The sequence below is a fragment of the Veillonella sp. CHU594 genome (assembly GCF_003992265.1).
Taxonomy (GTDB): Bacteria; Bacillota; Negativicutes; order Veillonellales; family Veillonellaceae; genus F0422.
In genome coordinates this window covers 1-13,521 of sequence record NZ_RQVB01000006.1, presented here as the reverse complement: position 1 = coordinate 13,521, position 13,521 = coordinate 1, and the positions used below count along the sequence as shown (strand labels likewise).

At 39.6% G+C, this 13,521-nt stretch carries 10 protein-coding genes; 8 read left to right on the top strand and 2 right to left on the bottom strand.

The annotated features are described in order from the left end of the window. The first annotated feature begins 290 nt into the window (after positions 1–290). The gene (locus tag EO111_RS04810; RefSeq protein ID WP_127010888.1) at positions 291–2,657 is read left to right on the top strand and encodes a DNA topoisomerase 3; all 2,367 of its coding nucleotides are present in this window, start codon (positions 291–293) and stop codon (positions 2,655–2,657) included. Positions 2,658–2,875: 218 nt separating this feature from the next. Here the strand turns inward: EO111_RS04810 and EO111_RS04805 are convergent, their stop codons facing one another. Beyond that, positions 2,876–4,174 carry a DEAD/DEAH box helicase gene (locus tag EO111_RS04805; protein ID WP_127010887.1) on the bottom strand — a complete coding sequence of 433 codons (1,299 nt, stop codon included), beginning with the start codon at positions 4,172–4,174 and terminating at the stop codon, positions 2,876–2,878. 455 nt (positions 4,175–4,629) lie between these two features. Here EO111_RS04805 and EO111_RS04800 point away from each other — a divergent pair, with 455 nt between their 5' ends. The 7 genes from EO111_RS04800 to EO111_RS04770 all read left to right on the top strand — a co-directional run bounded on the left by EO111_RS04800 (position 4,630) and on the right by EO111_RS04770 (position 11,784). Then, the gene (locus EO111_RS04800) at positions 4,630–4,860 is read left to right on the top strand and encodes a FeoA family protein (RefSeq protein ID WP_127010886.1); all 231 of its coding nucleotides are present in this window, start codon (positions 4,630–4,632) and stop codon (positions 4,858–4,860) included. Between the two features lie 14 nt (positions 4,861–4,874). Further along, on the top strand, positions 4,875–7,253 hold the full coding sequence (feoB, locus tag EO111_RS04795; RefSeq protein WP_127010885.1) for a ferrous iron transport protein B: 2,379 nt from the start codon (positions 4,875–4,877) through the stop codon (positions 7,251–7,253). 141 nt (positions 7,254–7,394) lie between these two features. Continuing rightward, on the top strand, positions 7,395–7,583 hold the full coding sequence (locus tag EO111_RS04790) for a FeoB-associated Cys-rich membrane protein (RefSeq protein ID WP_127010884.1): 189 nt from the start codon (positions 7,395–7,397) through the stop codon (positions 7,581–7,583). A 126-nt stretch (positions 7,584–7,709) separates the two neighbouring features. After that, complete coding sequence (locus EO111_RS04785; RefSeq protein ID WP_127010883.1) at positions 7,710–7,970, top strand: DUF6110 family protein; 261 nt, start codon at positions 7,710–7,712, stop codon at positions 7,968–7,970. 3 nt (positions 7,971–7,973) lie between these two features. Then, the gene (locus EO111_RS04780; RefSeq protein WP_009372170.1) at positions 7,974–10,103 is read left to right on the top strand and encodes a heavy metal translocating P-type ATPase; all 2,130 of its coding nucleotides are present in this window, start codon (positions 7,974–7,976) and stop codon (positions 10,101–10,103) included. A gap of 429 nt (positions 10,104–10,532) precedes the next feature. Further along, positions 10,533–10,928: a hypothetical protein gene (locus EO111_RS04775; protein ID WP_127010882.1), complete on the top strand. Its 396-nt coding sequence runs from the start codon at positions 10,533–10,535 to the stop codon at positions 10,926–10,928. A gap of 1 nt (position 10,929) precedes the next feature. Next, a complete protein-coding gene (locus EO111_RS04770; protein WP_164727607.1) occupies positions 10,930–11,784 on the top strand; it encodes a hypothetical protein in 855 nt (284 codons plus the stop codon). A gap of 329 nt (positions 11,785–12,113) precedes the next feature. On the opposite strand, the gene EO111_RS04765 is transcribed toward EO111_RS04770, so the two are convergent. Next, the gene (locus EO111_RS04765) at positions 12,114–13,286 is read right to left on the bottom strand and encodes a class I SAM-dependent methyltransferase (RefSeq protein ID WP_062403211.1); all 1,173 of its coding nucleotides are present in this window, start codon (positions 13,284–13,286) and stop codon (positions 12,114–12,116) included. Positions 13,287–13,521 lie beyond the last annotated feature (235 nt).

The following is a 13,521-nucleotide window of genomic DNA, read 5'->3' as shown; positions in this document are numbered from 1 at the left end:
ATTCCGTGCAAAAGTAGCACTGATAGGAAATTTTAGAGGAGTATGAAAGATAGCGAGAGAAGTATGAGGTTAGAAAGTATTGTGGTTTAAAATGAGAGCTCCTACATTATCAGTATTATATGATCTGAGTAATGGGGGAGTAAAATTTTTCTAAATGGAAGTTAAGAAATGGAGGTCTGTTTAATTATTTAGCTCATTCGTAGTATAATGAAAGTTAATGTAGAGAAGATTTATTATAAAATAATGTAATACATAAATAGTAGCTAGTAATGGATAGGAAAAGGGAGCATATGCGTTTATTTATTGCGGAAAAACCTAGTGTAGGGCGTGAATTGAGCCAAGTGTTACCGAACCCACAGAGTGCTAAACGTCATGATGGGTATATCGTCCAAGGTGACGATGTGATTACTTGGGCCTTTGGTCATATGCTAGAACAAGTAGAGCCAGGTGAGTATGATGAGAAATATAAATTTTGGAGATTTGAATCTTTGCCAATTTTGCCCACCTCTTGGAAATTAAAAGTTAAATCATCTAGTGCTAAGCAGTTTAAGGTTATTAGTGGTTTAATCAAAAAAGCGACGACCATCGTAAATGCAGGTGACCCGGATAGAGAGGGGCAATTGTTGATAGACGAAATGCTCGATTATTTGGGGAACACCAAACCAGTAGAGCGTATTCTACTTAATGCGTTAGACGAAAAATCTATGCGTTACGCTTTAGAGCATATGCAGGATAATAAGAAATACCAACCTTTAAAAGATTCTGCCTTAGCACGATCCCGTGCGGATTGGTTGATGGGAATGAATTTATCTCGGGCCTATACGTTAGAGCAACAGCATTTAGGAAACAAAGTGACCTTTCCGATTGGTCGTGTGAAAACGCCAACCTTGGCACTGGTGGTGCGTAGGGAACGAGAGCTACAAAACTTTGTGCCTGTAGAATATTACGTGTTGCAAGTACAATATGGTCATGAAAAGGGGGCCTTTTGGGCCACTTGGAAACCGAAAGATACGCAACAAGGATTGGACCCTGATGGTCATATGCTAGATCAGACGATTCTTAATGACTTGTGTGACCGTTTGATGCAATCACCAGAAGGTACAGTTTCATTAGTGGAAAAGAAAAAGAAAAAGGAAGGGCAACGTCTGCCTTTTTCCTTATCATCACTACAAATTGTGGCGGGCAAGCTATATAACTATACGCCACAGGAAGTATTGGACATCGCACAGAAACTATATGAGAAGAAATATACATCCTATCCCCGTTCAGACTGTGAATATTTGCCAGTGAACCAACTTTCAGATGGAAAAGCAATCCTGTCAAATTTGGTCAATATGGGACATAAGGAATTAGCTGCATGGGCAAAGGATAGTAATCCTACTATTAAAAGCCGTGCCTGGAATGATAGTAAGGTTACGGCCCATCATGCCATTATTCCGACCACCGTACGTTGCCCACTGCATACCTTATCCAAAGGGGAGCAAAATATTTACTTCCTCATTGCGCAAGCCTATATTGCACAATTTTACCCAGAGCATGTATATGAGCATACTCGTATCGAAGTGACGCACCAAGAGGAACTGTTTACCACAACGGGACGTGTCGTTATCGATTTGGGATGGAAAGCATTATATATAAAGGTAAAATCCACGGAAGAATCAGAAGAAAATCAAGAGGATGAAGAAAAGTCATTGCCCCCTGTACGTAAAGGGGATGCTGTAACGGCGAAGGATAGCAAGGTGGATCAACGGAAAACAAAGCCGCCAAGCCGTTTTACTTCTGCAACTTTGGTGCAGGCAATGAAGGAAATTCACAAATATGTAAAAGATGAAGAGTTAAAAAAACAATTAAAAGATGTGTCGGGTATCGGCACAGAGGCGACACGGGCTACGATTATTGAAGATTTAATCCATAATAAAAAAAATCCGTTCCTTAAAGAAGAAGGAAAAAAGAAAACATTAATACCTACAGAGTTTGCTTATACCTTGGTAGATGCATTGCCAGATTCTTTGCTGTACCCTGATGCGACGGCACAGTGGGAAGAGCGCTTAGCAAAAATGAGCGAAGGAACTGAACGGATTGATGTGTTTTTAGAAGACCAAACAAAATTCGTTGTACAACTGATTGAGGATGTAAAACAACGAGTAGGAAATACACCTAAGATAGCTATGCCTAAGTCGTTGACAGATGGCATAAGAACGGGACCGAACCGGACCCCTTCCATAGCGCAACAAACAGGACGATCTTGTCCAAAGTGTAAAACAGGGGAGTTGCTCCTACGGAAAGGAAAGTTTGGGGAGTTTTATGGATGTTCTAAATTCCCTACATGCAAATACACGGAAAATGTATTATCACCAAAGGAAGATGTATCAGGAGCAAGGGAACCAAGAGTTACCAAGGGAAACACGTCATCAATGGCTACAGTGTCGATGCCACAAAGACCTAGAGAAGAGATAATGCCTCCCATACCATTGTCGGATGGAAAAGTATTGGATGATACTCATAAGGAATACATATGCCCACGATGTAAAAAGGGATACCTTATACAGTATGAATCACAACCTGAACCAGTTTGGAAATGTAGCGAAGGTCAAGCTTGTAGAACTACTTGTGCCGATGTAGAGGGGAAACCTGCTATTTATGCGAATCGGAAGTAAGTACAGGTGCTCGGCATAGTGGGGGTATCAATAACAGGAGAGCCCTTTTGCTGGTTAGGATATAAAAAATAGAGGAAAGTTGATGCTTTAGATTCAACTTTCCTCTATTGTTTATGTAGGCTATTTTGTTACCGTCCCTTTAGTTATAGCCTTTTTTGTAATATGTTGTTACGCAACGAATACATCTCTTAGAAGAGCTGCCTATCGATACCAGAAACTTATCGTTTACCTCGACCACGATTGCTAGAGCCACTAGATTTTGCACGGCGTACCCGTGTGTTGGCACCTTTATGACCACGAGCTTTGTGAGCTTTTGCTTTTGTCGCTTGGTAGGTACTTTTAATTTTAGGTTTCTTGCTAGCAGTTTCCTTCTTAGGCGCTAAGCCAGAACCTTTTGTTTTTACTTGTCCATCCTTGGTGTATTTTGTCAAAGTAGCTTGGATGGATCGTTCGATGCGGCGTACCCAAATTTCTTCAGCTGGCGTAGCAAAGGTTACGGCAACACCAGTGGAGCCAGCACGACCAGTACGGCCGATGCGATGGATGTAGTAATCCATGTCGTGCGGTACATCAAAGTTGTATACGTGGCTAACACCTTCAATATCGATACCACGAGCGGCAATGTCTGTAGCTACTAAAATAGGGGGATTGCCTTTAGCAAATTCTTTCAAGACTTGCGTACGACGGCCCTGTGTCATATCTCCATGAATTTCACCAAGCTCTACACCTTTGCGAGCTAAATCGTAGGCGAGTTTGATAGCTCCCTCTTTGGTGTTACAGAATACGATAGCTAGATATGGATTATCTGCTTCTAGCATCGCCACAAGGCGATTCACTTTGTCCTGTTCTTCCATCATGTATACTTTTTGCTCGATGGTGTCGAGGGTAATATTTTCCCCTTGTACAGTCACAGAGGTAGGTTTTTGCATATAGGCTTTTGCTAAATTACGAATCTTGTCAGGGATGGTGGCAGAGAACATTAATAGTTGACGTTTACCGTTAGTGCCACTAATAAGCTTTTCTATATCTGGTAAGAATCCCATATGAAGCATTTGGTCCGCTTCGTCCAACACAACACGGCGGATGGAGTTCAAGTGTAACGTACCACGATTGACGTGATCCAGCAAACGGCCAGGTGTACCGATGATGACATGAGGACGGCGACCTAGCTTTTGCAATTGGCCTTCGATCGTTCTGCCTCCAATCAGGGGTAATACGTCTACTCCTAAGATAGCGCCTAAGTGACGTGCTTCCTCTGCAATTTGTTGGATTAACTCACGTGTAGGGGCGATGATAAGGGCTTGCTCCTGTTGCACATCTACGTGGATGCGTTGCAATAGTGGTAACAAGAATGCCAGCGTTTTGCCTGTCCCTGTTTGGGCTTTGGCGATTACATCTTGTCCTTTGAAGATGAGGGGAATCGATTTTTCTTGGATCGGCGTTGGTTCTTTCACGCCCACCTTTTGTAATGCTTGTATCAGTTCAGGCACGATGCCTAAGGATTGAAATGATTTCATAATGTATCTCCGTTTCTAAATGACTTAATAGTATTATTATATCATATTTCTAGCTAGGTGGACCTGTGAAAGTTCTTTCACATAGTGATGTAATGCCATGGAATAGATGGTTTAGTTGTGAAGGAAAGGGTATTAGCTCCAAATAGGTATTCTTTATAAGTATTTATAGAATCATTTTTAGTTATAGATAATGAGAAATATATACCTTACATATCATTATTAATTAAAAAGAAAAAATTGAGAATAATAAAAAGGCATGATTAATATACTCTTGATAAATAGATTGTTTGCACAAAATACACTTGATAAAAATAGATTTATAATTTCACAAAACGATAAAAATAAAACGAGATTCATTATTGATAATATTTTATAATGTGCTATAATATAAGTATTACTCATATAATTATATATGATAGGTTTGGTTGTTATGTTTTGTATGTAGGAGGTGTACTATGGTTAAGAAATTATCCGAGATGAAGCCCGGTGAAGTTGGTACTGTTGTAGCTATCAATGGATTTGGCAACATTAAGCATCGCTTGGTGGACATGGGTGTTGTACCAGGAACGGCTGTGCGCGTTATGAAGTATGCGCCATTAGCAGACCCAGTGGAAATCAAAGTGAAAAACTTCGAATTATCACTACGCGTAAGTGAAGCACAAATGATCGAAATTGAAGTCCAATAAGGAGAATTGCTAAGATGGCAGACAACACACATACCAAGATTCAGGTTGCTTTAGCGGGTAACCCTAACTGTGGTAAAACAAGTATTTTTAACAATATGACGGGATCCCGTCAACACGTAGGTAACTACGCAGGTGTTACAGTAGAGAAAAAAGTTGGGGAAACGAAAATTGATGGTCATGACATTGAAATCATCGACTTACCAGGTACGTACTCCTTAACAGCACGTTCTCTCGATGAATTGGCAGCACGTAACGTTATCATCAATGAAAATCCAGAATTGATTGCCAATGTAGTGGATGCGTCCAATCTAGAACGTAACCTGTACTTAACAGCACAATTAATTGAACTAGAACAACCATTGCTACTTGTTTTGAACATGGTAGACGTGGCAAAAGAAATGGGTTTACAGTTCAATAATAAAAAATTAGAAGAATTAACAGGTTCCACAGTAGTAGAAACTATCGGCCGTGTTAATAAAGGTACAGAAGATGCACTACGTGGCATTGTGAAAGTATCTAAAGAACGCAAAATCCCTAATGTTCGCGTTAACTATGGCGAAGTATTAGAGCCAGCTATCGCAGAATTAGAAGCAGAAGTAGCAAAACTTGACACTGGTCGTTATCCACATCGTTGGGTAGCTATCAAATTGTTAGAACAAGATACAGATATCTTAGAAAAAGTACAAGAATTAGACAAATCTGGTGTGGTGCTTAGCAAAGCAGAAGCATTGCGCACAGAATTGAACAAATCTGTTGATATGGATATCGTGTTCCAAGAATACCGTCACCGTTTTGCAGTAGAGGTATTCAACGGCGTGCTAGAAGTAGTGCCTGAACATAAAGATACCAAATCCGACAACATCGATAAAATCTTAACGAATCGTTGGTTAGGGATTCCTATCTTCTTATGCATCATGTGGGTTATGTTCTACTTAGTTATCAACATAGCTGAATATCCTAAAGGATGGTTGGAAAGTGCTTTCAAATTATTAACAGATTTCATCGGAGCTAATCTTGAAGATGGATTGTTAAAATCTTTATTGAATGACGGTATCATCGGTGGTGTAGGGGCTGTTATTAGCTTTATCCCACACATCGTTCTATTATTCGTATCTATTTCTTTCTTAGAAGATACTGGTTACATGGCTCGTGCGGCTTTCGTTATCGACCGCGTGATGCGTGGTGTAGGTTTACATGGTAAATCTTTCATCCCTATGTTATTGGGCTTTGGTTGTAACGTACCATCCATCATGGGTGCTCGTATCCTTGATAACCCAAGAGACCGTATGATTACGATCTTAGTATCTCCATTTATGAGTTGTAGTGCTCGTTTACCAGTATATACATTATTAGCATCAGCATTCTTCCCACCAGAAGATGCACCAACGATCTTGTTAGGTATCTATACATTGGGTATCGTCGTAGCTGTTGTAACTGCAAAAGTACTTCGTACGTATGTATTTAAAGGTGAAGCAGAACCATTCGTAATGGAAATGCCTCCATACCATATGCCAACACTTCGTTCTGTAGGCATTCATATATGGGAACGTTCCGTGATGTACCTTAAAAAAGCAGGTACATTCATCTTGGCAGCATCCATCCTTATTTGGTTCTTAACATCCTTCCCACAAGATGTAGAATACTCTCAAGACTATGATGCAGCTCGTGAACAAGTGACAATGACACATGCTCAGATGGCAGATGAGATTTTAGTGAATGCTATGTTGGTAACAGAAGAACAACAAGCAGAGGCGAATGATATCTTAGGTCAAATGCTTGCCTTAGACGAAGAGCATAAAGATGACCCGCCAGCTGAAGAGGAAGAAGCTACAGCAGAAGAAGCAACTCAAGAAGAAGCTGCAGAAGAACCTGCATACTTTGAAGAATTAAAAGCTGAAGAGTTATATCCAGTGGCTTGGGCTTTATATGTAAACCATAAAGCAGAAGAAGATGAAATCAAAGAATTAGATCTTCAACAAGGTAAAGAAAAAATTGAACAATCCTATGCAGCTGAATTAGGACGTTTTATTCAACCTGTAATGGAACCACTTGGATTTAACTGGCGTGTGAACATTGCCGTAATAGCCGCAGTAGCAGCGAAAGAAGTAATGGTAAGTACATTAGGTACTATTTACGCGATCGAAGCAAGTGATGCAGATTCTAAATCCTTGGAAGAATTCTTGTCTACTGATCCAGACTTCAACCCAGCCATCGGTTTAGGCTTGATGGTATTCGCCTTGCTATATTTACCATGCTTGGCGACTATGGCTGTATTAAAACGTGAAACTGACTCCTGGAAATGGTTCGGTGCCGTATTTGCTTACACTAGTATCCTAGCTTGGGTGGGTGCGTACATTGCAGTTCATCTTGGACGTGCTTTAGGTTTGGGCTAATCAATATTGATAGTAAACAAACAATATAATTGAGATTGAGAAAAGTTTTATTTCAAAAATTCATTGATATTATGCAGTTTGTTGTGTTCGCAAAATAATTTTCAAAAAGTACTTGAAAATGAGAAGGAGATAGTGTATACTATGGATAGTGTTATTGTATACGCAATTGGTTTACTAGCTGTTCTCTATGTTGCATACCGAGTATATAAAAGCGCAACAAGCGCAGGCGGTTGTGGCGGCGGATGTGGTGGAGGATGTGGTTCCTCTTCTGAATCCGAATCAGGATGCGGCTGTGGCTGTGGTGGTCACGAAGAACAAGATCAAAAGTAACTAATTCGATACCATAAGTATGGTAAGAGGGACTCCGATAACACGGGCCCCTCTTATCTTTATAATTATTAATTTTAATATATTTTCATGTATTAATGTGACGGAGATCACAGAAAGGAACTAACAATGTTCAACGTAAAAAAAGAAACTTTAAGAGATGCTAATGTATTCGCAGCTGGTTTAGCTTTAGGCACAGTAGGTGTAAAAGTATTAACTTCTAAAGATGCTCGCAAAGTATACGCTAATGTAGTTGCAGCTGGCCTTCGTGCAAAAGACAGCATCTTAAAAACTACTGAAAAATTACAAGCTTCCACAGACAGCATCTTGGCTGAAGCACAAGAAATCAACGAAACTCGTGACGAAGAAGTATTAACAGAAGGAAAATAATCCATGATGCAATTTAAAATGTTGCAACGCTTGTCCCGTCGTCTTCATGTACGCATTGAGGGACGTAAGTTTAATGACGCACAGGCTCAATTTATTGAAGATACATTGATGGCCTGTGAAGCCATTACCAAAGCGAACTTCTACACTCGTTCTGGGGACATCATCATCAAGCATACTGGTGATGAAAGTGCGGTGAAAGCTGCTTTATTCGGACTTAACGATTTGGATTTAGCCAATGCACCAGCATTGCATGAACTTTCACCTCGCCTTGTCAACAAGCGTTACAAAGAAGAAATGATCGATAAAACATTGCTTTATATCGGTAAAAAAATCGTGTTACCAGCACCTATTGCAGCAGCATGGTCTTGGTTCGATGGTATCAAGTTCATCGGTACAGCGATCAAAACATTGTGGAAACGCAAATTGACCGTAGAAGTATTAGATGGCGTAGCTATCGGTGCCGCATTATTGCAAAAAGATTACTCCACAGCGGGCGCTGTGATGTACTTATTAGGCATCGGCGAAATCTTGGAAGAGTGGACATTACGTAAATCCGTACTTAACCTTGCGGAAAGCATGTCTTTGAACGTAGACAAAGTTTGGGTTCTAGTAGATGGCGTAGAAGTGAGCAAACCAATTGGTGACGTACAAGTAGGCGATATCGTAGTAGTTCGTCAAGGTGAAGTAGTGCCATTGGACGGCCAAGTTGTAGACGGTGTTGTTCTTGTGAACGAAAGCTCCATGACTGGGGAACCTGAACCAGTTCGTCGTGATGCAGGTACTTCTGTGTATGCAGGTACTGTTGTAGAAGAAGGTCAATGTTCCTTTGAAGTACGCACTACATGTAAACACACTCGTTTCGAACAAATCGTAAACTTGATTGAAGAATCTGAACAAATGAAATCTGGTATGGAACAAAAAGCATACCGTATGGCAGATAAATTGGTACCGGTGAGTTTCTTAGGTGCTTTTGCTACTTTTGCTTTAACTCGCAATTTGATGAAAGCCTTATCTTTCGTTATGGTAGATTTCTCCTGCGCATTGAAATTGTCCATTCCATTGGCAGTGTTATCCGCTATGCAAGAAGCAAGTAACCGTGGTATCACTGTTAAAGGTGGTAAATTCTTGGAACGCATTGCAGAAGCAGATATGATCGTTTTCGATAAAACAGGTACCTTAACAAAAGCAGAACCTGTATTCCAAGAAATCATTCCTTTTAATGGTAATGATGCAGATGATATGTTGACATTAGCAGCTTGCTTGGAAGAGCATTTCCCTCATTCCATGGCGAAAGCAGTAGTGACAGCGGCGCAAGATCATCATTTACCACATAAAGAAATGCATTCCAAAGTAGAATATGTTGTGGCACATGGCATTGCATCCAAAGTGGGTAACCGCAAAGTGCGTATCGGTAGCCATCACTTCATTTTTGAAGATGAAAAAACAACAATTCCAGCTGGAGAAGAAGCTAAATTTGAAAATCTTCCAGAAGGTTGTTCCTATCTATACTTAGCGATTTCTAACGTCCTATCTGCGGTTATTTGTATTAAAGACCCAGTGCGTGAAGAAGCGAAAACTGTTATCCGCGAACTTCATGAGTTAGGTGTGAAGAAAATCGTTATGATGACTGGCGATAGCCGTAAAAATGCAGAACGCGTTGCAGCGGAAATTGGTATTGACGAAGTTCACGCAGAAGTTATGCCAACTGACAAAGCTGATTACGTGCGTAAAGCAAAAGAAGAAGGCTACACAGTGATGATGGTAGGGGACGGTATCAACGATTCCTTGGCGTTATCTGAAGCACATGTAGGGATTGGTATGAATGAAGGTGCACCAATTGCACAAAAAATTGCCAATGTCACAGTGTCCAGTGATAACTTGACTGCTATTGTTGACTTACGTCGTATTTCCATGAAATTAATGGATCGTATTAAAATTAACTATAACTCCATCGTAGGAGTGAATGGTGGTCTTGTAGGATTGGGCGTGTTAGGTGTAATGCCTCCTAGCTCCACTGCATGGATTCACAACTTGTTCACACTAGGTGTGGGTATGTATAGCATGACTCCATTATTGGAAAAACCTAAAACAACAAACGATGACTGCATCGAAGTAGAAGCAGTTGTAGCATAACATATTTATAAAGGCTCTCGTCTTTGACGAGAGCCTAAAATATGGTATACTATAGTTGTAACAACAAGAAGAACCCGATGTGTGTTTGGCGTTAGGTTCATCTTAGAATCAAGCAAAATATGATGACCCTAACGTGTGCAGCGCTAGGGTCGTTATATTACTAACTACTAATTATTTTAGTAACTGTAATACGGCAACTACTAAGGTAAGAAAAGCAATGATTAATTGGATCTTTTCATAATAACGCATAGTATCACCACCTTTCGGTGATGAACCTAACTCACGTCGAGTTCTTATAATCAGTATATCATAATTAGCATCCGTAAGGGTGCTTTTTTGTTTGTAAAATTGAAATGCATATGTATTTATAAGATGGCCGATGTTTGTTATACTATAGGAAGAGATAATTTGTTGTAGAAAGGAAATTATATGTCAACCATACAAGATGTAGTGCAACGCACGATGTATATGAGTATATTTTTTATATTAATTCCTCTAGGAGCCTATACGATTCATACGGGGATGAGCGCCATGGTGGCAGGGGTGAGCTATGCAGTGCTATCTCTATTCATTCCTATTTTTTACTTGCGTTCTAGTGAAAGTGGCTTTGGTCCTAAGGCTCGCAGAATACCGGTTTGTGTATACGTACTAGCTTGGGCATTGGTACAAGGTGGTACCTTCTTGGTATTTAACAATTTAGATTTATCTTGGTTATGGAATCTATCTACTATCGGTCGTGATGTGGTATTTGCCATTATCATGTATTGCCAAGTGACCTTGTCTTTAGTATTAGCACTAGCAGGTGGAAAGAATACAGAGGTGTAATATGAGAAGTTATATAAAATTTTACAGCTGGTCCATGCTCTGGATTATTCCGCTCAGCTTGATATTTAGCTTAGGGCAGTTTGATACATCTAGCATTATTATGTTCGTCATTGCCTCCTTGGGGATTCCTTTGGGTCTGAAAGCGGTGCCAAGACTGGCGGGACAATTTGACTTTCACTTAGGGAAAGGCCATTATACATATTCTTGGCTTTGGTGGAATCTATTCTTTTTCTTTGGTAATGGTGTGTTGCCTTTTACCTTGCCAAAAGAACCTATCTATGTGATGCTAGTTTGGGTGTTGACGATGTTAGTTGTGGTGGCACTTATGATCGGTACAGCGAAACTATTAGATTGCTGGATGGCACGAAAAGAACGTCATTACTTTATCGATACAGTATTGAACATTTCTACCTATGCATTGCCATTGCCGATGCTATTTTTAGGGGATGTGATGTACCTCAATCTAGAGGATCCTATCATCCAAGCCTCTTTAGATGCACAGGGCTTTGCGGGATTAATCGCAAGCCTATACATCGGTGTCGTGCTCATGATGCTTACCACTATCGGTAGTATGGTATTATATTTATATCCACGGCGCACAGCATTGTGGCCTCGTGTTACTGCTATCGTAGTCATGGCAGTATGGTGGGTGGCAACCAATGCACATATCCTATTCGGTGGATATATTCCAGATATTGTGAAAGTCTGGGCAGGGAAAGCATTGCCAGCTTTCACAGGTAGCCCATTAGTATATATTACACCGTCCATATTTGAAATCTGCGCCATTGCTTTAAGTGTTGCTATTGGATTGGGGATAGAGAAACTGTGGTTGTCTAAAACAGTTATATCTAGCTAATATGGGCTATTACATAATAGAGCTCAATAAAATAGAGGAAAGTTAATCTAAAGCATCAACTTTCCTCTATTTTATGTTTTTATAAGCAAAAGCAATAGTATATTTTACTCTAACTTCCGAATAATAAGTGACCTGTGTGAAAGTTCAATTAGGTTTATTCAGGAACTGAAAATAGGGATATTGATTTAGTCATGCGATCGATGTCAGGGTTGGCATAGATTATTTCCATAGAATGGCTCTTTTTGCACAATAAAGGGCTGTCACTCATATGTAGTAAATCCTACACATACAGTGACAGCCCTATCGTATTAAATGCTACAATATATGACTTAGTACCAGCGTGTTAATGGTAGTTCATTGTTAATGCATTTTGTCATCAGAATTTGATGCAAATCCATGTTACCAATATAGAAACCAGCGGCACAACCACATAGATATAAATCCCACATGCGTACAAATTCAGTGCCCCGTACTTTTTCTACTTGGTCACGAACTCCTTGGAAATTATTGTACCAATGCATCAATGTTTTGTAATAGTGAAAGCGTAAATTTTCCACATCCAGAACATTCATATCATATTCGTAGGCAAGACCAATGATTTCTCTTAGGGAAGGCAAGGATCCACCAGGGAAGATGTATTTACGAATCCATGCACTGGTTTCCTTTTCTGCAGGATCACTAATATAATGAAGTAAAAATAAACCTCCTTCTTTTAGCATAGCTGAGGCATCTTCCATGTATATAGGTAAATTAGGGCGACCTACATGTTCTAACATGCCTACACTTACCATACGATCGAACTGACGACCAGAGGCGGCTACATCGCGATAATCTATTAGATCAATTTCCACTTGACCCTCAAGACCAAACTGTTTAATTCGTTCTTGGCCTTTTTTCCATTGCTCTTCTGATAATGTACAGCCATAGCCTTTGACTCCATATGTTAGGGCCGCTTCAATGAGAAGGAACCCCCAGCCGCAACCAATATCAAGGAGTGTCATGCCTTCTTGTAAGTGTAATTTATCAAGAATGTGATGTACTTTTTGATATTGTGCATCTTTAAGACTGTCATTTTCCTTTTTGAAATAGGCACAAGAATAACTCATAGTTTCATCGAGCCATAAACTATAGAAATCATTCCCTAAATCATAATGAGATGAAACTTGCTGTTTTTGATCTTTCTTTCTAAGCCCCATATTAAAGAGGGAACTAAGTACTTTTTTGTTAATAGAGTCTTTGTTAACATGACCTAATACGACGCAAAGAGCTTTGAATAAATCCCCTTCAATTTCTATATCTTTGCGCATGTAAGCTTCACCAAGTGCCAATTCGGCGGATACTAATATATCTTTTTTAGGGATATCTTTATTGACAATAATTGTAAACTCTGGATCTCCTTCGCCGATTGTATATTCTTTATCTCCAACTTTTACAACAAAGCAATGATCGTTGAATCGTTCCAAATAGTGTACTAAAAAAGTATCAAAAAGTTTAGAAAACATAAGTAAGTCCTTTCTTGCCTTTATACATAATATACAGTATATGCATCATTTAGACGTGCATTTAAAACATTCGTCTAATCATACACGACACGGTTTGTAAATTAACATAGCAAATATAGATAATATTAAAAAGAAAAGTCCTTGGATTATGGGGATTTCTGGTATACCATATATATTTGATATGAATAGGTAAACCCAATGAAGACATTATATACCTTTTATACAGAAAATACAT

Bases quoted from the DNA above. Each gene is read 5' to 3' on its own strand.
- EO111_RS04780 (WP_009372170.1), top strand. From the start codon at position 7,974: ATGATGCAATTTAAAATGTTGCAACGCTTGTCCCGTCGTCTTCATGTA.
- EO111_RS04790 (WP_127010884.1), top strand. From the start codon at position 7,395: ATGGATAGTGTTATTGTATACGCAATTGGTTTACTAGCTGTTCTCTAT.
- EO111_RS04775 (WP_127010882.1), top strand. From the start codon at position 10,533: ATGTCAACCATACAAGATGTAGTGCAACGCACGATGTATATGAGTATA.
- EO111_RS04770 (WP_164727607.1), top strand. From the start codon at position 10,930: ATGAGAAGTTATATAAAATTTTACAGCTGGTCCATGCTCTGGATTATT.
- EO111_RS04800 (WP_127010886.1), top strand. From the start codon at position 4,630: ATGGTTAAGAAATTATCCGAGATGAAGCCCGGTGAAGTTGGTACTGTT.
- EO111_RS04810 (WP_127010888.1), top strand. From the start codon at position 291: ATGCGTTTATTTATTGCGGAAAAACCTAGTGTAGGGCGTGAATTGAGC.
- EO111_RS04765 (WP_062403211.1), bottom strand. From the start codon at position 13,286: ATGTTTTCTAAACTTTTTGATACTTTTTTAGTACACTATTTGGAACGA.
- feoB (WP_127010885.1), top strand. From the start codon at position 4,875: ATGGCAGACAACACACATACCAAGATTCAGGTTGCTTTAGCGGGTAAC.
- EO111_RS04785 (WP_127010883.1), top strand. From the start codon at position 7,710: ATGTTCAACGTAAAAAAAGAAACTTTAAGAGATGCTAATGTATTCGCA.
- EO111_RS04805 (WP_127010887.1), bottom strand. From the start codon at position 4,174: ATGAAATCATTTCAATCCTTAGGCATCGTGCCTGAACTGATACAAGCA.